15 protein-coding genes are annotated in these 19,531 nt (G+C 39.5%); 3 read left to right on the forward strand and 12 right to left on the reverse strand.

Features of this window, described 5'->3' with window-relative positions:
- Positions 1-116: 116 nt before the first annotated feature.
- Positions 117-2,819, forward strand: a complete 2,703-nt coding sequence (locus F601_RS0106955; RefSeq protein WP_018164951.1) for a GH36-type glycosyl hydrolase domain-containing protein — start codon at positions 117-119, stop codon at positions 2,817-2,819.
- A gap of 309 nt (positions 2,820-3,128) precedes the next feature.
- A complete protein-coding gene (locus F601_RS0106960) occupies positions 3,129-5,540 on the forward strand; it encodes a glycoside hydrolase family 94 protein (RefSeq protein ID WP_018164952.1) in 2,412 nt (803 codons plus the stop codon).
- Between the two features lie 42 nt (positions 5,541-5,582).
- On the opposite strand, the gene F601_RS0106965 is transcribed toward F601_RS0106960, so the two are convergent.
- The 7 genes from F601_RS0106965 to F601_RS0106995 form a co-directional block, all read right to left on the reverse strand.
- Positions 5,583-6,080, reverse strand: a complete 498-nt coding sequence (locus tag F601_RS0106965; protein WP_018164953.1) for a phosphatase PAP2 family protein — start codon at positions 6,078-6,080, stop codon at positions 5,583-5,585.
- Complete coding sequence (locus tag F601_RS0106970; RefSeq protein WP_018164954.1) at positions 6,077-6,433, reverse strand: DUF2200 domain-containing protein; 357 nt, start codon at positions 6,431-6,433, stop codon at positions 6,077-6,079. The genes F601_RS0106965 and F601_RS0106970 overlap by 4 nt, the downstream gene beginning before the upstream one ends.
- 221 nt (positions 6,434-6,654) lie before the next feature.
- On the reverse strand, positions 6,655-6,972 hold the full coding sequence (locus F601_RS0106975) for a PTS sugar transporter subunit IIA (RefSeq protein ID WP_018164955.1): 318 nt from the start codon (positions 6,970-6,972) through the stop codon (positions 6,655-6,657).
- Between the two features lie 6 nt (positions 6,973-6,978).
- A complete protein-coding gene (locus F601_RS0106980) occupies positions 6,979-7,281 on the reverse strand; it encodes a PTS sugar transporter subunit IIB (protein WP_026183144.1) in 303 nt (100 codons plus the stop codon).
- A gap of 110 nt (positions 7,282-7,391) precedes the next feature.
- The gene (locus tag F601_RS0106985) at positions 7,392-8,687 is read right to left on the reverse strand and encodes a PTS sugar transporter subunit IIC (RefSeq protein ID WP_018164957.1); all 1,296 of its coding nucleotides are present in this window, start codon (positions 8,685-8,687) and stop codon (positions 7,392-7,394) included.
- A gap of 14 nt (positions 8,688-8,701) precedes the next feature.
- The gene (locus F601_RS0106990; protein WP_018164958.1) at positions 8,702-10,189 is read right to left on the reverse strand and encodes a glycoside hydrolase family 1 protein; all 1,488 of its coding nucleotides are present in this window, start codon (positions 10,187-10,189) and stop codon (positions 8,702-8,704) included.
- A 112-nt stretch (positions 10,190-10,301) separates the two neighbouring features.
- Positions 10,302-11,819: a prolyl oligopeptidase family serine peptidase gene (locus F601_RS0106995; RefSeq protein WP_018164959.1), complete on the reverse strand. Its 1,518-nt coding sequence runs from the start codon at positions 11,817-11,819 to the stop codon at positions 10,302-10,304.
- Positions 11,820-12,142: 323 nt separating this feature from the next.
- Between F601_RS0106995 and F601_RS0107000 the strand changes: the two genes are divergently transcribed.
- Positions 12,143-13,033 (forward strand): alpha/beta hydrolase, encoded by an 891-nt coding sequence (locus tag F601_RS0107000; protein ID WP_018164960.1) that lies wholly within the window; start codon positions 12,143-12,145, stop codon positions 13,031-13,033.
- 41 nt (positions 13,034-13,074) lie between these two features.
- Here the strand turns inward: F601_RS0107000 and F601_RS0107005 are convergent, their stop codons facing one another.
- The 5 genes from F601_RS0107005 to F601_RS0107025 form a co-directional block, all read right to left on the reverse strand.
- Positions 13,075-13,974, reverse strand: a complete 900-nt coding sequence (locus tag F601_RS0107005; protein ID WP_018164961.1) for an ROK family protein — start codon at positions 13,972-13,974, stop codon at positions 13,075-13,077.
- Between the two features lie 82 nt (positions 13,975-14,056).
- On the reverse strand, positions 14,057-14,914 hold the full coding sequence (locus F601_RS0107010) for an AraC family transcriptional regulator (RefSeq protein ID WP_018164962.1): 858 nt from the start codon (positions 14,912-14,914) through the stop codon (positions 14,057-14,059).
- A gap of 470 nt (positions 14,915-15,384) precedes the next feature.
- Entirely contained in the window at positions 15,385-16,008 is a 624-nt protein-coding gene (locus F601_RS0107015) for a V-type ATP synthase subunit D (RefSeq protein WP_018164963.1), read from the reverse strand.
- A 20-nt stretch (positions 16,009-16,028) separates the two neighbouring features.
- Positions 16,029-17,426 carry a V-type ATP synthase subunit B gene (locus F601_RS0107020; RefSeq protein ID WP_018164964.1) on the reverse strand — a complete coding sequence of 466 codons (1,398 nt, stop codon included), beginning with the start codon at positions 17,424-17,426 and terminating at the stop codon, positions 16,029-16,031.
- A gap of 1 nt (position 17,427) precedes the next feature.
- Complete coding sequence (locus F601_RS0107025; RefSeq protein ID WP_018164965.1) at positions 17,428-19,203, reverse strand: V-type ATP synthase subunit A; 1,776 nt, start codon at positions 19,201-19,203, stop codon at positions 17,428-17,430.
- Positions 19,204-19,531 lie beyond the last annotated feature (328 nt).

Raw genomic sequence — 19,531 nt, forward strand, 5'->3', positions numbered from 1 at the left:
GTATTTTTTTAGTTAATGTCATAATTCTGATATTTTTCTCTACTTTTTTATTTTTTATCCCAGGGCTTTTCACTACAATAGAAACCATAGAAATTCTTTCAAAGAAGGAGATTTTAATGAAGCCATTAAGATTTAAAAATGATACTGGGGAGTTCACTATTCAACAACCCGAAAATATCAGTTCCTTGTACTTTCCACTTGCTTCTGAAGTTGGTTTAAAGAGTGCTATTACGCCAAACTTAGGCGGTGATAGCAAAATCAATCAAGAAACTTTTCTACTTGAGCCAGTGAGCGTAGATAATCTTCACAATAATCGTTCAACTAGAAATTTTTGGATACGTAATCAAGACGGGACAGTAGAATCAATCTCAGGTGCTTCTGCTCAACAAGAAGCTGATAAATTTACTGATAATCAAGAAGACAGTCAACTAACAGCTGGCTTGATGTGGCAAAAATTGGACCGTCAGCTCAGCAGACTTAACCTTAAAGTAGAGACAACTACATTTATTCCTCGTGAAGATAATGTTGAAATCATGCAAATTTCGGTAACAAATACCGCAGATGTCGCTCAGGAACTAACTGCCTATGCTGCGATTCCAATTTTTGGTCGTAGTGCAGATAATATCCGTGATCACCGTAATGTAACGTCAATGCTTCATCGAATCAAAACGACAAAAACAGGTATTGAAGTTTGCCCTACTATGTCATTTGATGAACGCGGACACCAATTAAATCAAGAAATCTATTATGTTCTTGGTTTTGATGAAGATGGAAATACTCCACAAGAATTTTATCCTACAGTTGAATCCTTTATTGGGGAGGGCGGAAGCTTTATCCACCCACGCGCAGTCTATCAATCCTACGAAGGAGTTTCTTCTGATAATCAAATTGATGGTCGCGAAGCCATGGGAGCTTTTCGATTTGATAACTTTACTTTATCTGCAGGAGAAAGTAAGCGCTTTACTATCCTTTTAGGTATTGATCGCAATGAAGACTCAATCAAATCAATAGGAGAAAAATATAGCAAACTTGGGACAGTACAAGAGGTTTTAGAAGAAACGAAACAATATTGGCAAGATAAAGTTACTGTAGATTTCAAAACCGGAGACAGTAATTTTGACAATTATATGAAGTGGGTCTGCTTCCAACCATTTTTGCGTCGTATTTTTGGTTGTTCTTTCCTTCCTCATCATGATTATGGTAGAGGGGGCCGAGGATGGCGTGACTTATGGCAAGATTGTCTCTCACTTCTTCTCATGGAACCTAGTCAAGTGGGGCACATGATTGTCAATAATTTCAAAGGTGTACGTCTAGACGGTACAAATGCTACTATTATCGGTGATGGAGATGGTAACTTCTTAGCCGACCGAAATGGTATTAGCCGAGTTTGGATGGACCATGCCCTATGGCCATTAATTACAACAAAACTTTATATTGATCAGACTGGTGATGTTGATATCCTGACAAAACAAGTCTCATATTTCAAAGATCCACACGTAAAACGTGGCACTACTCTAGATGAAGCCTGGAATGATGCGTATGGCAATGAGCAACGTTCAGAGGATGGTACTATTTATACAGGTAGCATTCTAGAGCACCTACTCATTCAACACCTAACAGGATTCTATGAAGTTGGTCAACATAACATCTACCGCTTAAGAGGCGCTGATTGGAATGATGCACTTGACATGGCTAATGAAAATGGAGAAAGTGTTGCTTTTACTGCTGCCTATTCTGGTAATCTGATGGAATTGGCTGCACTTATAAGACTACTTGAAAGTCAAACACAAACTCAATCAGTTGAAATTTTGGAAGAGATTGGTCTCCTCCTTAAGAAAGATACTGCAATATATGATAATGTTGGTCGTAAACATCAAATTCTTGATGCCTACACTAACCAATGTCTCCATAACGTAAACGGACGTAAAGTTACTATTCCCCTTTCTGAGTTGGCACTCAATCTTATTCAAAAAGCAACATGGCTTCGCCAACACTTGCAACAAGAAGAATGGATTGACCTTAACGAGGAAGAAGGATGGTACAACAGTTATTATGACGACAATGGACGTCCAACTGATGGTGATTACAATGGTCGTATCCACATGATGTTAACTGGACAAGTTTTCCCAATCATGAATTTTGTAGCAACAGATAAGCAAATTCAAAAAATTACAAGGAGTGCCGATCACTACCTCTATCGTAAAGAAATTGGTGGTTATCGTTTGAATACTGACTTTAAAGAAATCAAATCAGACCTTGGTCGCATGTTTGGATTTGCTTATGGTGAAAAAGAAAACGGTGCCGTTTTCTCTCATATGACAGTCATGTATGCAAATGCACTCTATCGCCGTGGATTTGCTAAAGAAGGATGGAAAGCTCTAAAAACTCTCGCTGATACTTCTCTTGACTTCGAAACCAGTCATATCTTCCCTGGTATTCCCGAGTACTTCCGTGCTGATGGACGTGGAGTTTACCACTACCTAACAGGGGCTGCTAGCTGGTATATGTTAACTATGGTAACCGAAGTGTTCGGTGTTCAAGGTAGGGCGGGTGACCTCGTTCTTCATCCTAAACTCTTGGCTGAACAATTTGATGAAAATGGCAAAGCTTCTATCACTACTCAATTCTCTGGAAAAACATTCCAAATCAACTATGATAATCCAAATCATAAAGGCTTTGGAGACTATGTTATTACATCGGCTGAATGTAATGGAATTGAACTCAGCATCACCGATGACTCCTATGCTTTCTTATCAAAAGAGAAATTAGCAAAACTAAATAGCGAAGAAAGTCATCAAATTAACATTACGCTACAATAAATAGCTGTACATAAGATAAGACAAGTTACCAACACAGTACTCTCCTTAGTGACAAAAAAGAGTTCGCCAAGAATCTATTCTCTATCCTTAAATTTAGATTCTTGGTCTACTTTTGTCACACGAAGTGCTAGGAACTGTTAAAAATAGTTATAAATAAATTGAAACTACTGATTCTGTATCTTATTTAATTAAAAACAGCCTGAAAGTGATGTCAAAAAGTAAACTTACCTCAAGCACACTCAGTTAGCAACAATTTTTTATTTTGATAATGCATTTTTAGATTTAATATTACACAAAAAGGGGATTTTCATGAAATACGGTTATTTCGATGATGTCAATCGTGAATATGTGATTGACAGACCTGATACTCCAACTCCTTGGGTTAACTACCTAGGTTCACCAGAGTACGGAGCAATCATTTCAAACAACGCAGGTGGTTACAGCTTTGCCAAATCTGGCGCTAATGGCCGTATCCTCCGTTATGTCTTCAACAACTTTGACCAACCAGGTCGCTACATTTACCTTCGTGACGATGATAATCAAGACTTCTGGTCTGCTTCTTGGCAACCAGTTGGAAAAGACTTGAAAGACTACATCAGTAAATGTCACCACGGCCTTGGCTACACTAAAATGGTAGCTGATTACGCAGGCATTCATTCAGAAGCTACTTATTATGTTCCTAAAGGTAAAAGCTACGAAGTTTGGGCCATTGAAGTGACAAACACTTCAGACCAAGAACGTCATTTGACATTAACTGGTTATGCTGAGTTTACTAACCACAGCAACTACGAGCAAGACCAAGTCAACCTCCAATACTCACTTTTCATTTCGCGCACAGCATTCCAAGAAAACCGTATCGTTCAACAAATTCACGGGAATCTTAACGCTCTTGAGGAAGATGAACAAGTTGATGAAAAAAATGTTACCGAACGCTTCTTTGGTCTAGCAGGTAATCCCGTTTCTTCTTTCTGTGGCGATAAGAAGGCCTTTCTAGGGCGCTACAATGGCTACGATAAACCTCTTGGAGTCACTTCAGGTGACCTTGGAGACACCAATAACTACAACGAAAATCCTTGTGGTGCTCTTGCAAGTAAAGTAACACTTGCACCTAATGAAAGTAAGACTCTTGTCTTCCTACTGGGTGAAAAATATTCTAATGAAGCACAAGCTATTGTTGACAGTTACAAAGATGCCAAAACAACCGTCCAAGCCGAAGTTGACGAGCTCCGCGCAGAGTGGGGCGGACGCCTAGAGAGCTTGCAAGTCAAAACACCAAGTCCTGTCTTTGACACTATGATCAACACTTGGAATGCTTACAACTGCTACATGACCTTTATCTGGTCACGTGCTGCTTCTCTCATTTACTGTGGACTACGTAACGGTTACGGCTACCGAGATACTGTTCAAGATATTCAAGGAATTATCCACTTAGCTCCTGAAATGGCTGTGGATAAGATTCGTTTCATGTTATCAGCACAAGTTGATAACGGCGGTGGACTGCCACTGGTTAAATTCACTCACAACCCTGGTCATGAGGACACTCCAGACGATGCATCCTACGTTCAAGAAACTGGGCACCCAGCCTATCGTGCTGACGATGCTCTCTGGCTTTTCCCAACTGTCTATAAATATATTTCTGAAACTGGAAACACTGCTTTCCTTGATGAAGTTATTCCTTATGCCAACAAGGGAGAGGCTACCGTTTACGACCACTTGAAAGCTGCTATTCAGTTCTCAATGGATAACCTTGGGCCACATGGTATGCCAGCTGGACTTCACGCTGACTGGAACGACTGCCTCCGTCTTGGAGCACAAGGTGAATCATCATTTGTCGCTCTGCAATACTACTACGCCCTAAGTATTCTAAAAATCTTCGCTAAACAAAAAGCAGATACAGAATACCTGACTTTCCTTGATTCTGAACAAGAGTCAATGGGAGAAAAAATTCAGGAGCTTTGCTGGGACGATGATCGATTCGTACGTGGCTACACTGAAGCAGGTGAGCGTATCGGAGAAGCTTGCGCACCTGAAGCAAATATGTGGCTCAACCCTCAAAGCTGGGCAGTTATTAGCGGCCTTGCTGACGACAGACAAGCTGAGCTAGCTATGGACAATGTCTTTAACCGCCTCAATACAAGTTACGGTGCTATCCTCATGGACCCTCCATACCATAAACATGCTTTCGATGGTGCCCTTGCTGTTATTTATAACCAAGGAAATAAGGAAAATGCCGGTATCTTCTCTCAATCTCAAGGCTGGTTGATTCTGGCAGAGGCCCTTCGCGGACAAGGTGAGCGTGCCTTCACATACTTTATGGAAAATGCTCCCGCTGCACAGAACGATCAAGCTGATATTCGTCAATTGGAACCCTACTGTTATGGACAATTTACTGAAGGTCCAGCAAGTCCTAACCACGGTCACTCTCATGTTCACTGGTTAACCGGAACAGCATCAACCGTCATGGTGGGATGTGTTGAAGGTATCTTGGGACTCCGTCCAGACCTTGACGGTCTCAAACTAGCACCAGCCATTCCAAAAGATTGGGACAGCTTTACAATGGATAAGAACTTCCGTGGTAAAGAACTTCATATCACAGTGGAAAACCCAAATCATAAAGAATCAGGTTTCAGTAAGCTTATCCTAAATGGGCAAGAACTACCTGAAGCTTATCTACCAGAAGACCTCCTCCTAGATCAAAACGAGATTACTCTCGTACTATAAAACGTAACCCCCATCGTGCTTGTGATGGGGGTTAATTTTGTATTAAAAAATAAAAACTAAGAATCCAGCAAGAATACCAAGCAGCATACCAACCAAGACATCTTTGGGATAATGAACGCCACCTAGAACACGGCAAAGGGCTAGTATAGCTGAAAAGATTAGTAAAAGAATTCCTAAATATAGATTAAGACTGAGAAAGCACATGGAAATGATTGTTGCTGAAAAGACGTGTCGACTCGGCATAGATTGTCCCTTTGTATCCTTTTTGATTAAGGGATCAAGGTCCCAGTTCTCGTAAGGACGTTTTTGATTTATTAATTTCCGCAATCCGCTGACTAGGACAAAGGAAATTCCTGGTACAAGAATATAGATTAACAGTCGCTCAGGCAGCTTCCATGCTAGGTAAGCCAATAAAAGGGGATAAAATAAATACATTAACTTGGTCACACTGCCATTTAATAGTTCCAAAAGTTTAAGAGCAAGCAGTGACTTACGAAGAGATACAGTTATTGCTTGGTAGTATTGGGCATAGTTTTTCATACTTGATACTTCCCGATAATATCAGTAACAGATTTCCCCTTAGCCAACCAGTCTACCAAGCGGTCAAGTCTACGGATTTCCTGCATGAGGGGATCTTCGATGGTTTCAATCTGTACGCCACAGATTTTTCCTGTAATATTAACACGAAAAGGTGTGTAATGAGGTGCCTGTCGAAAGAAATCTCCATAAGTTATGTCCGATGTAAAGAGGTCTTCCAGTCTTTCCAAATCGTAACCTGTCAGCCAACTGGTTAAATCAAACACATCTTGCCTTGTCTTACCTTTACGCTCTGCCTTTGCAATCAGAGCCTGAAAAACTCCAGGAAAAGTCATATTATAAATCCGATGACTCATATATTCTCCTTAACTCATCTTAAATTATGATAAATCCATTGTATCAAAAAATGGCTACCTTTAGTAGCCAGATGACTAGTCTATATAACAATCATCAACCTTTTCATTGACTTTCCATCTAATCCTCATAAGTACGAATTGCTGACTAGCTTTTTTAAGAGTCTAAAAAGCTGTTCCAAACATTTTTTTCTGAAACAGCTCTTTTAGATTAAGGCAAATCTTTATTTAAGACTTTCAAATCTTTCATAAACATCTATGAACTCTTGAGCAATAAATTTAAATCCTTCTGCACTCATGAGCTGGTCTTCAGCATGCATGAGGAGAAGCTTTAAATCTACCTCTTCTTGATTGGCTTCCTTTTGAATAAGTGAAGCGTGAGCGTGGTGACCTTCCGCAAATTCCTTATCTCCTGCTTTGATTAAGTCTTCTGCTGCAGAGAAATTACCATTTTTAGCTTCCTGAATTGCTTCGATATATGATGAGCGTGCAGAACCTACAGAAGCAATGATTTGAAATGCAACTAATTCGATACCTTCCATTGATTCCTAGTCCCCCAATAATTCTTTAACACGTTCAACAATTTTTTGTCCATTCATAGTGCCGTATGCTTGAATATCCATAGCTTCAACTGGTTTATCGGGATACATACCTTTTACTTTATTGAGATTGAAACGAATTTGTGGGCCAAGAAGAATGACATCTGCGTCTTTACCAGTTTCATCAACCGTTGATACTGGATGAGCATCTACTGAGATATCGTAACCAATGCTATCGGCAAATTCTCGCATTTTATTCATTAATAGTGATGTTGACATACCTGCTGAACAAACTAAGAGTACTTTTCTCATTATTAAGATACCAAGGACTTTGTAATCCGCTTGAAAATAAGCAGTGCATTTAGTCCTAGTTTAGTTAGACAAACTAAACTTTCCTTTCTTTTGATCTATTATTTTTCTTTTTAAGCTTGGGCTGCTTGTTCTTCTTTCAATGCTTGGTTATCTGCAATTTTGAAGAATGGATACCAAATAAACATTTGAACAAAAATAACGGCAATAATTGCTAATCCTAGTTTCCAACCTCCTGTGATAAATGGGCCAACAAATGGAGGCATTACCCAAGGAAGTGAAATAGTCGGATTAAATGCTGAACCAACTCCTAAGACATCTAGAGCAAAGATACCCATCAAACCACCTACAAGACTTGCTAAAATCATCGGAATGAAGAAAAGTGGGTTAAGCATGATTGGCATCCCAAAAATCATAGGCTCATTAATATTAAAGATGTTAGGGACTACTGCAACATTTCTGAAGACTTTGTAACGTTCTGATTTAGCAGTAAACATTGAGAAAGCCAAGGAGAGTGTAGAACCTGTTCCTCCAATGTAACAGAAACCATAGAGAACCGAGAAAGTAAGATATGGTAACTCAGAAGATGGTGTGCCTGCTAAGAAAGCCTCTGTATTGGCAGTTCCTGCTGACATCAAAACTGGAATGTAAACACTAAGAATTGGAGCAGGGTGAATACCAAAGAACCAGCAAAGGTTCATGAAAGCGTGGAAGAGAATTAATGACCATGGGTTAGCACCAAAAAGCATAACTGGTTTAGACACCACATTGGCAACCAGATCAAAGATATTACCATAAGAAGTCAAACCAGCTGCATAGCGAACCACAAATACACCAAGGAAAAGAATCATAGACACAAAGGTTGGACTTAAAGATTCAGAAACGTTTGGTGGAACTGATGATGGTAATTTGAGTTTAATGTTCTTTTTCATTAGGGCAGAGTAGCTTGCTGCAACCGCAATAGCTGTAATCATACCAACGAAGATTCCATTACTCCCCATATTAGATTGAGTCAGACCTGCAACACTTGCTTCTCCAACAATAATATTTTGTGGTTGTAAAACAATGAAAGATGCTAATGCTAGAACTGCTGCTGTTAAACCATTTTCTTTTTCATTTTTAGCATAATGATAGGCAATAGTTGGTACGATATAAGCTGCCAACAAACTTGAAGTTCCTGCTACGATGTCCAACATATGTGGTCCCATACCAGTACTTGCAAGAAATGCTTGCCATGGTTCAAAAGGTAGATTTCCTAGGATAGCAAAGGCCGCTACACCAAGCGTAATTGGCATAGATGACATCATACCTGCTGTTAAAGCAGAAATAATTTTACTTTCGCTTAGTTTTTGTGCAAATGGGCCCATGAAACGTTCTAGCCCAGATTGCATTGAATCCATAAATGACATGAACTGTCCTCCTCTTAATCTAATTCAGTTCCATTCGACTGAATCACTTTTTGATACCAGTAAAAACTATCTTTTCGACGACGTTCAAGGCTACCTTGTCCTGAATCGTCACGATCTACATAAATCATTCCATAACGCTTACGCATCTCACCCGTTCCAGCACTGACTAAGTCAATACAACCCCAAGGGGTGTAACCAATCAAGTTCACACCGTCTAGGTTAATAGCGTCAGCCATTGATTCAATATGTCCTTTCATATAGGCGATCCGGTAGTCATCGTGAATACTTCCGTCTTCTTCTAAAACATCCTCAAAACCAAGGCCATTTTCTACAATCCAAAGTGGTAATTCGTAGCGTTCCCACAAAGTATTAAGAGCAATACGAAGACCTGTTGGGTCAATTTGCCAGCCCCAAGCATTGGCTTCAAGATACGGATTTTTAACGCCAGCCATAAAGTTACCGCCTTGTTCAGCAGCTTTAACCGCACTAGCTACATGAGTTGAATAATATGAGAATCCGATAAAAGCAACAGTTCCATCAGCTAGAATTTCCAAATCATCTTTTTCCATCTGAATTTCAATACCATTACGCTCATACTCTTTTAGTTTATAGTTTGGATATTTCCCTCGACATTGAACATCCGTATAGAAATGTGCCCAGTGACTTCCCTCCATTACCATTAGTTGATCAGCTGGATTACAGGTTTCACCATAAGTAACACCGTAAGCCACCATCATACCAACTTTTGCATTCGGAGAAAGTTCACGCGCCAACTGTACTGCTTTAGCACTAGCAACAAATTGATGATGAGCAGCCTGAGCCTTGCTCTGTTCATCTGATTTGATAAGTCCTCCACCCATATAAGGAGCCATGCCCATAATATTGATTTCGTTGAAAGTCATCCAATATTTAACCTTATCACGGTATTCTGTAAAGAGAACGCGACAAAGATTGAGGTAAAAGTCAACTACTTTGCGGTCCAACCAGCCTCCATATTTATTGGTTAGACCAAGTGGCGTTTCATAATGAGAAATCGTAACAAGTGGCTCGATACCATATTTTAAACATTCATCAAAAACAGAATGATAGAAATCAATACCAGCTTGATTTGGCCTTTCATCATCTCCATTTGGAAAAATACGGGCCCAGTTGATAGAAAGTCGGAAACATTTGAAACCCTGTTCAGCAAAGAGGGCGATATCCTCTTTGTAATGATGATAAAAATCTGTCGCTACATGTGATGGATAATACTCTCCAGCAATAACATCTAAAACGGCACCTTCTGGAACTTCCATCTGAGCACCAAATCCCATTCCAGTTGAACCCGTCTCACCAGTGTCAGGATTTCTCCAAGTAATCCTTCTAGCTACCGTATGACTCCCATTGGTCAATACATCACTAGTATTGAGACCCTTTCCACCTTCTCTGTATCCTCCCTCATATTGGTTAGCTGCTGTTGCACCACCCCAAAGAAAGTCTTCTGGGAACTTATGGCTATTCATTCATATCCTCCTTAGGAATAATAGTTAATTTGTGTTAATTTAAATCAATTATAGCGCTTTCATTTTTCTGAAGAATGACTTGCATTGATAAAAAAATGGCGGTAATTGATTATTATTTCACTTGGTCATTCAACCACGCAAAGACATTATCGTACTCTTTACCATCAACTTTAGCTTTTTGTTCTCCACCTAAGTTCGCATTATTTGCTTTAAAGCCTGAAAAATCTGTTTTACCAGCAATATCTGTTGGGTTTTGGACACCAGAAGCTTGATTGTTAAAGTAGTAAATCCATGACCAATGTCCCATATATTGAGCAGATGCGTCATCTGTTCCTAAAACTGATTCATAATATGAGAACCAAGTATTCTTGGCACCAGCATCAACTAAAGCCTTGTAAACTGGTAGAGGATAGTTTTCTGGTGAAACTGTCGTGTCATCAGCCGAGTGGATAAACCACATCGGAATATCTTTGACTTTATCAACCTTTTCTTGGTCAAACCATCTTGTTTCTAGTTGAACAGGCATTTCATAACCGGTCTCTTCATCCTTAACCTTCTTATAACTGCCATCTTCATTTTTTTCAAAATTATAATATGAATAAGCTGGCGCATTTGGCACAAGTGCAGCAAAGTAATCAGGGTAAGTAATGGCCATATTTAATGTCATGTAGCCACCATTTGAACAGCCTGACAAGTAAATCCGGTTTGGATCGACATTTGGATTTGATGCTACGTAATCAGCAATTGCGTCCATCAAAATTTTAGTATAGCGTGATACCCCTGCTCCTGAGCCATTGGTACCGTCACCTTCATCCATCCAATAAGTAGGGGTTTGTACAGCAAGTACATAAGCACCGACTTCATCGCCTGAAGTGAATTGACTTTGAATATCATCTCGAGTTAGGGCAGTTACTTCATTTCCTAACAATGAAATGGTAATGTCTTTCCCCCCCTCACCTTGACCATGTAACCAGATAAGAAGTGGATTCTTTTCACCATCTTTTAAATTGTCTGGCTCAAAAGCTGCATAATTCAGAGTCAGTTCTTCTTCTTCATTCTTAATAGCATTAAGATAGGTTCCCTTAAACTCTTTTCGTACCGCAAATTTGTCTGCTTCTGGTATTACTCTATTGCCTATAGCATCCTCTTCTTTGGATACTTTTGTTTCACCAACAGTTAGGTCTGAAACCTTAACTGGATACTCTGTTAACCATTCATTCATAAAGGTTTCAAAATTAAAGGTGAATGGGCTGGCAATACCAGAAAATGTTTTTTGTGAGTAAGTAACATCAAGTTCTAATGTCACAAACTTACTTTCTTTATCTGTCCCTTGATTTCCTTTTTCATCAGAAAGATAGACTTCTTTTACCTCTCTTTCGGTGTTTGCTGTCTCTACTTTTAGTCCTGCAATATCAACTTTTGAAACTGGATTATCCAATTCAATGATTAACTTATTAACTGCTGGACCAAATTCATAACCTTGAACACCTAGTGAAATTTTCTGAATATCGTTTTGACTTGTCACTTCTGATTCTCCTTTCGTAGAACAAGCCTGAAGCAACAAAGCTGCTCCAACAGAAGCTACAGCAAAATAACGTCTGTATGTCTTAGTAGAATTGATATTTGACATTTCTGTCTCCTTTCATAAGATACAAAGTATCATTTTTATACATTATTAACTCTAACCTGAACTTACAATTTATCATATTTTCAGGTCTCGATTACTTGAGAGCTTTATCTGAATTATAAGACTTTTTTGTCTCTCATATAGTCCATTTTAAATTAAAAAACAGGCGCTAATTGATTAATTACATATCAATTAGCGCCTATTTTCAATCAAGATTAAACCCATCTATTTCAATAATAGGTCATATAATAGAGTAAATTGAACCAGCCAGTCTGATAAACAAGAACTGTTCAATTCTATCATCTTAAAAGATTGGAGACATATTTATGCCTGCTAGTAAAGAAACCATAGCTCTTGCGCTACAAATGAGAGAATTATTTGCCAAGTCGGATGAGGAAAGAGACAAGGACTTACCTCTACAACTTCCAAAAGTAGAAAGAATAAATAATCTGAAATATGGTCCTGATCAAGAATGGCACTTACTAGATATCTATCGACCAAAAGGAAAGTCTGGAAAATTACCATTCATCATAAATTTTCACGGTGGTGGATTCGTTTATGGAACCAAAGAAACCTATCAACATTATGGCATGTATTTAGCACAAGACGACTTTGCCTTTATCAATATCAGTTATCAATTAGCACCTTCTGTAGAGTTCCCTCAAGAATTAGATGATATTCATTTAGCCATCCTTTGGCTTGTAGAACATGCTGATACTTATCAACTTGATTTGGAAAATGTTTTTATTGTTGGAGATAGTGCTGGTGGTCAGATGGCTCTGCAATACATAGCTATTTTAAGCAATGATCAATTTCGTCACCTATTTGGCTACGAAAAACCTGCTATCCACTTGAGAGCCGCTGCCATAAACTGTGCAGGAACCTTTCTCTATCTACCTGGAGCAATAAGCGGTGCTTTGGAAGCTTATCTTCCTAAAGAAAAACAAGAAATTTTTGCTAATCATCTACGTACTGAAGAGTACCTTACAAGAAACTGTCCACCACTCTTTATCATGACAAGTTCACATGATTTTATAAGGGATAATTCTGTAAGGCTGCAGGGCTATTTACTAGCCAAAAACATCTACCATGAATTTCATTCTTATGGAAATGAGGAAAATCCAAGATACCATGTTTTTCACTGCAATGTTAAGGATGAATTAGCTATAAAATGTAACAAGGAACAATTAAACTTTTTTAGACGATATCTTAAGTAACAAAAAAACAAGAATTCTGTTCTAGAATTCTTATTTTTTCCTTATTCTTGATTTTCTAATAGTGTGTATAGGGCTCCAAAAAGATTCGCATCATTTCCATAGCTAGCTGGAATAATGTCCACATCAGGCACATTCATTCGAAGCAAAGGAGATTCATCAAGCATAGCATTAAACTGGCGATTGATTTCTTCAACTAAAATAGGTTGAGAACTGATACCACCGCCAATCGCATAAGTTGTCAAATCAAAGAATGATTGCAGATTTAGAATGAGATAGGCAATTTGTTTACAATAGTGTTGGAAGATATTGAGAGCTGCTTCCTGTCCATTCAAAATGGCTTCAAAAGCTAATTTTCCATCTTTTAAATCGTCGTTTCCAACTGCCTTATTCACTTCTGATACCATCTTGACTGCTGAGCCGATGAAACCAACCATTTTTTCTACTTCAGGTTTGCTAGATTCTAAGACAGACAAGCTCAATTCTCCAGCTTGGAAATGCGGTCCCAATCGTAGTTTCCCGTCAAGAATGATCCCTCCGCCGACACCTGTTCCAAGAACAATAACAGCAGCATCTTTGACACCTTTAAGACTTCCTAGCCAAAGCTCTGCCATTGCAGCCGCCTTAGCATCATTTTGAACACTGGTTTCAAGACCATATTTCTCTTCAATGATTTGTTTCAGACATAATTTATCCAAATAGGTTAGAGCACCACCAAAATAAATAGTCCCTGTCTTCGTATCTACTTTTCCTGGAACACTAAATGCAACACCCTTAATTTCTGTCTTAACAGCTTCAATAATGGTGAAGATACTTTCTAAAAATTCTTCCAAAGAATTTGGGGGTGTTGGTATTTTATTGGTCAATCCAATAGTACCATCATCCTGCATCAATGCATATTTAATATTCGTTCCACCCACATCAATGGTCAAAAATTGTGTCATAATTTAACTCCTATTCCTCTCCTACTATTTATCATTAGTCTATCAGTTTTTTCTACTAAAGGATATCAATACCTTAGCATCTTTATGGCGCTGATTGACCTTTTTTCCTAATATCACGCGAAGTTAAGCCATAGTTTTTAATCAAGGCTCTATCCATGGTCCTCAAACCACTAAATCCACACTCTAAAGCAACCTGTGTTGCTGTCAGTTTCCCTTCCAGAAGAAGTGGTTTAGCATGCTTGGCTCTTACATAGTTAAGATATTGAAATACCGTAATATCCATTTGCTCTTTGAAAAATCTTGCTAGATGCTCTTTGGATAAATAACAAAACTTAGCAATATCTTCTAAATCAATATCGGCTTTATAATTTTCTTCAATGTAGGTCTTGATATCGTTTAGACGCTCTTTTTGCTTTCCATCATGCTTATCCGTAATGGATAAGGTTCTTTCTACTAGGAAATGTTCTAGCATAATTTCTAAAATTTCCAAGAGTAAGACTGTTTTTCGGATAAAATTATTACTATCATATAAAGACGCAACGATATCTAGTTTTTCCTGCAAACATTGATAAGCCTGACTATTCGCAATATCCTCTAGGCTTAAATTGTTCAAATTAAACCTATAATGATTAATCGTCGGCTTATACATTTTAATAATATGATAGGGAAAAATAATAGTAAGAGCTCTTGCCTGCACATCTGGCTCATGAAAAGTCCTAATGCTATGAAGTTCTGTTGAATTCACAACAAGAATAGTGCCCGGTGAGGTTACATATGACTGTCCTGCAATAAAAAAATTGGCAATATGACCACTCATTGTATAACTAATTTCTACTGAAGAGTGCCAATGTGGCTCGATATAAGAAGAAAGGCTTTGTTCATGTAAATAAATCCAGGCTGGGAGATTATTTTCTGGTACTACAATTTCATGCTTTGACATCTCTTTTTCTCACATCTCTAAACATATTTTACATGTCACTTTCATACTTAGAAAGTGATTTCATTATATCATTTGTAAGCGCTTTTGTAAATTTACTTAGGCACTTTCTTAGCCATTTTTTCATGTGTTTTGTGGTAATATTTTTGAAAAATAAAATTCTGATTTTTAGTCCTACCCTTCCAAATCCATTATAGCTTTTAATACTCAACAAAATTCCAAAATGGTCGAGTCTAGCTAACAAAGGCGTATCTAAGAATAAGTAAGAAGGCTTAATGCTCTTTGAATTATCTTTGATACATCGTCACTATCAGCCTGCCCTACCCCCCTTCGTCTCGTTTCCTTGTCTGATTTTGACTATATTTGAGAATAAGAAAGTAGATTTTTGAATTTCAAAACGTCTAAGTGAGTTTATCGGAGTGATTCTAGACAAAAAAATCCTAGCTCAACATAAGTTAAGATAGGATTCTTGTTTATTTGACCTTCATGATACGCACGAGGTTAGCGCGCTCTGCTTCTTCAAGCTTGAGTTCGATGTAGTGAATGGTTTCTTCCAGTTGTGGAATGGTTGAGTACTCCAGCCCGTTTACACGGCGACGCGTTTTCTCAATTTCATCCGCCATCAGCTGACAAGATTTTTCAACCTCTGCCAAGCGCAGCAATTTTTCAACCAAGCCTTCCATAGCCTGAAGGGTTGCGTCCATCTCGCTGTTAGAAGCCAGATAACTGTAGACCACGTCCCCCTCATCATCGCCATAAGGGTTGTCCACTTGACTGTGCATCTTAGGAACGTTAACACTCATGACGTTTTCGGTTTCGATAAATAGTTGCACTTCTTTGGTTGGGACTGCAAACATCTCCTCTACCATGAGGGTGTTTTCAAGTGATTTAGCCAGGACAAAGTCTCGCATATTTGTCACCAAGGCAGCTTCAACTTCTTTACGAAGGACATTATTTTCACGGATCAAATCAACGAAGCGACGCATGAGCTCATCACGTTTGTCTTTGAGCAATTTATGCCCACGCGTTGCTGTTTTGAGACGTTCTTTTAGGTTGCTCAACTCCATACGAGTTGGCTTTACATTTAATCGTGCCATAGGTTACACCCCTTTCACGATTATTTGTCAGAATCAGCTTTTGTCTGTGGCAAATACTGATCCAACATATCGTCTTTGATACGTTTGAGTTCGGTACGAGGAAGAATTGACAGCAATTCCCAACCAAGATTGAGGGTATCCTCGATGCTTCGGTTTGTCGTAAAGCCTTGGTTGATGTACTCTTCTTCGAAACGTTTGGTAAATTGAACGTACAATTTATCGGTTTCAGAAAGGGCTGATTCACCCAGTACGACAGCGAGTTCTGCTGCTTGTTTCCCTTGGGCATAGGCAGCAAAGAGCTGGTTCATAGTAGCCGCATGGTCACCACGTGTCTTACCTTCACCTGAACCCTTGTCTTTAAGACGAGAAAGTGATGGCAAAACATTGATTGGTGGACGGTAACCTGAATTGTACAATTCATGTGATAGGATGATTTGTCCTTCAGTGATATAACCAGTCAAGTCAGGGATTGGGTGAGTGATGTCATCCTCAGGCATGGTAAGGATTGGAATCTGTGTCACAGAACCTTTCTTACCAACCAAACGTCCTGCACGCTCATAAAGCGTTGACAAGTTAGTGTAAAGGTAACCTGGGTAACCACGACGACCTGGTACTTCACGACGAGCTGCAGAAACCTCACGAAGGGCCTCACAGTAGTTAGTCATGTCAGTCATGATAACCAATACGTGCATGTCTTTTTCATAGGCAAGGTATTCCGCAGTTGTCAAGGCGATACGAGGAGTCGCAATACGCTCGATAGCTGGGTCATTTGCTAAGTTGACAAAGAGTACAGAACGGTCGATGGCACCTGTTTGACGAAGGTCATTCATGAAGAATTCCGCTTCTTCAAAGGTAATACCCATAGCCGCAAAGACTACGGCAAAGTTTTCATCGGAATTCAATACCGCTGCTTGACGGGCAATCTGAGCTGCCAATTCATTGTGAGGCAGACCTGAACCTGAGAATACAGGGAGTTTTTGACCACGAACAAGCGTGTTAAGGTGGTCGATGGCTGAAATCCCTGTTTGGATAAATTCATCGGGATAGTCACGCGCCACTGGGTTGATGGCTTGTCCATCAATATCCATATATTTTTCTGGAATCAAGTCTGGTCCACCATCGATTGGTTTACCCATACCGTTGAAGATACGACCAACCATATCTTCAGACACGGCCAATTCAAGAGGGTGACCTGTAAAGCGTACTTTTGCTTTTTCAAGGTTGATACCACTTGAACCTTCAAACAACTGAACCATAGCCTTGTCTTCATGGACTTCCAAGACTTGTCCTTGACGAAGTTCACCATCATGGAGTTTGATTTCAACCAACTCGTTGTATTGTACACCTTCTACTTGGTCTACAATCATCAAAGGGCCGACAACTTCGCTAACTGTTCGATATTCTTTAAGAACACTCATGCTACATTCCTCCCTTCGCTAGTACTTGATGAATGGCTTCTTGTGCTTCAGTAGAAAGTGCCTTGATTTGATCAAGATTTTCTTCTGAAATGTATTTACTACGTGCCATACGGTCACGGACTTCGACAGTTCCGTCAATAATCTCAGTGAAGTATGCACCTAAATCCAAAGCTTTTTCTGCTTCATCCGCAAAGTTGAGGATATTATTAAGCATAGCTTCTTGTTTGTCAAATGATGTGAAGGTATCAACAGAGTCAAAGGCATTTTGTTGAAGATAGTCTTCACGGATTTGTTTGGCAATTTCCATAGTCAAACGGTCTTGGTCTGACAAGGAATCAATACCAACCAAACGAACGATTTCTTCCAAGCTTGATTCACGTTGCAAAATGTTCATAGCACGTGTTACCTTGCTTGCCCAAGTTGTATTTTGGGTTTTATCGATATAAGCCCCAATCTCATCTTTATAAAGTGAGTATGATGATAACCAGTTGATAGCTGGGAAGTGTCGACGTTGTGCAAGCGGTGCATCAAGTCCCCAGAAGACTTTAACGATACGAAGTGTATTTTGCGTTACAGGCTCTGAAATATCTCCTCCTGGAGGTGATACGGCACCGATAGCAGTAATTGTTCCTTCACGACCGTCGCTACCAAGCACGCGGGCACGTCCTGCACGTTCGTAGTACTCAGCGATACGGCTACCAAGGTAAGCTGGATAACCTTCATCACCAGGCATTTCTTCCAAACGACCTGACATTTCACGAAGGGCTTCGGCCCAACGAGATGTTGAGTCAGCCATGATGGCAACAGAGTAACCCATATCGCGGAAGTATTCTGCGATTGTGATACCTGTATAGATTGACGCTTCACGGGCAGCAACGGGCATGTTTGATGTATTGGCAATCAAAACTGTACGCTCCATGATAGATTGACCAGTATTTGGGTCAATCAATTCTGGGAATTCGTTCAATACGTCAGTCATTTCATTACCACGTTCCCCACAACCAACATAGATAACGATGTCTACGTTAGCAAATTTAGCGATTTGGTGTTGAACGACTGTTTTACCAGCACCGAATGGTCCAGGAACAGCTGCAGCTCCACCTTTAGTTACAGGGAAGAAAGTATCAATAACACGTTGTCCTGTAATCAGTGGTTGTTCTGGAATAAGACGCTGCGCAACTGGACGGCCACGACGTACTGGCCATTTTTGCATGAGGGTCCCTTTGTAGACAGAACCATCAGCTTGTTCAATTTCATAAACAGTATCTTCAACAGTGAAGTCACCTGCTGAAATTGAAATCAGTTTACCAGCAACACGGTTTGGTACCATGATGCGGTGCTCGATAACAAGTGTTTCTTGAACAGTACCAAGAATATCACCAGTAGAAACTTCTGCTCCTACTTCAAGACTTGGTGTGAATGTCCATTTAGCTTCGCGGTCAAGACTTGGAAGCTCGACACCACGAATCAAGAAATCACTGTCTGTTGCTTTTTTAAAGCGATCGAGTGGGCGTTGAATCCCATCAAACATTTCTGAAATCAAACCAGGGCCCAATTCAACTGACAATGGGCTACCTGTAGTAACTACAGGTTCCCCTGGGCTGATTCCTGATGTTTCTTCATATACTTGAATAGATGCTTGGTCACGGCGCATTTCAATAATTTCACCGATCAAGCCCAAGTCACCAACACGACAAATATCTTGAATGTTGGCTTCTTGCATACCAGATGCCACAACAAGTGGCCCTGAAACTTTAATAATTTTTCCTTGGCTCAAGATTTTCCTCCTTAAACAAAGTTTCTAATGTATCAATTCCTGAATAATGACAGACTAGAACGATAAGAAATCAAAAAACATTATTTTTTGATTTAGAGCTAGTAAGGCGCTCGGACAAATCCATAACGTTTTGACCTAGTGTCTAATGGTTCAATTCCTAAATACTAGTAGGCGACGACTACACCCTCGTATAAATTGTAACCTTCTACGACGTGAGAAACCAAAAACGATACCTTTTTGGTTTCGAGCTAGTAAGGCACCTAGGCAAAACCCTATCGGGTTTGCCGTCCTATGGTTAGATGCTTTAGCGCCAACCATAGGTGGTGAG

This window comes from Streptococcus henryi DSM 19005 (assembly GCF_000376985.1).
GTDB lineage: Bacteria > Bacillota > Bacilli > Lactobacillales > Streptococcaceae > Streptococcus > Streptococcus henryi.

Coding starts and splice junctions, on each gene's coding strand:
- F601_RS0107020 (WP_018164964.1), bottom strand. CDS start 17,426: ATGAGTGTTCTTAAAGAATATCGAACAGTTAGCGAAGTTGTCGGCCCT.
- F601_RS0107015 (WP_018164963.1), bottom strand. CDS start 16,008: ATGGCACGATTAAATGTAAAGCCAACTCGTATGGAGTTGAGCAACCTA.
- F601_RS0106960 (WP_018164952.1), top strand. CDS start 3,129: ATGAAATACGGTTATTTCGATGATGTCAATCGTGAATATGTGATTGAC.
- F601_RS0106955 (WP_018164951.1), top strand. CDS start 117: ATGAAGCCATTAAGATTTAAAAATGATACTGGGGAGTTCACTATTCAA.
- F601_RS0106995 (WP_018164959.1), bottom strand. CDS start 11,819: ATGTCAAATATCAATTCTACTAAGACATACAGACGTTATTTTGCTGTA.
- F601_RS0106975 (WP_018164955.1), bottom strand. CDS start 6,972: ATGGAAGGTATCGAATTAGTTGCATTTCAAATCATTGCTTCTGTAGGT.
- F601_RS0106965 (WP_018164953.1), bottom strand. CDS start 6,080: ATGAAAAACTATGCCCAATACTACCAAGCAATAACTGTATCTCTTCGT.
- F601_RS0106990 (WP_018164958.1), bottom strand. CDS start 10,189: ATGAATAGCCATAAGTTCCCAGAAGACTTTCTTTGGGGTGGTGCAACA.
- F601_RS0106980 (WP_026183144.1), bottom strand. CDS start 7,281: ATGAGAAAAGTACTCTTAGTTTGTTCAGCAGGTATGTCAACATCACTA.
- F601_RS0106985 (WP_018164957.1), bottom strand. CDS start 8,687: ATGTCATTTATGGATTCAATGCAATCTGGGCTAGAACGTTTCATGGGC.
- F601_RS0107000 (WP_018164960.1), top strand. CDS start 12,143: ATGCCTGCTAGTAAAGAAACCATAGCTCTTGCGCTACAAATGAGAGAA.
- F601_RS0107010 (WP_018164962.1), bottom strand. CDS start 14,914: ATGTCAAAGCATGAAATTGTAGTACCAGAAAATAATCTCCCAGCCTGG.
- F601_RS0107005 (WP_018164961.1), bottom strand. CDS start 13,974: ATGACACAATTTTTGACCATTGATGTGGGTGGAACGAATATTAAATAT.
- F601_RS0106970 (WP_018164954.1), bottom strand. CDS start 6,433: ATGAGTCATCGGATTTATAATATGACTTTTCCTGGAGTTTTTCAGGCT.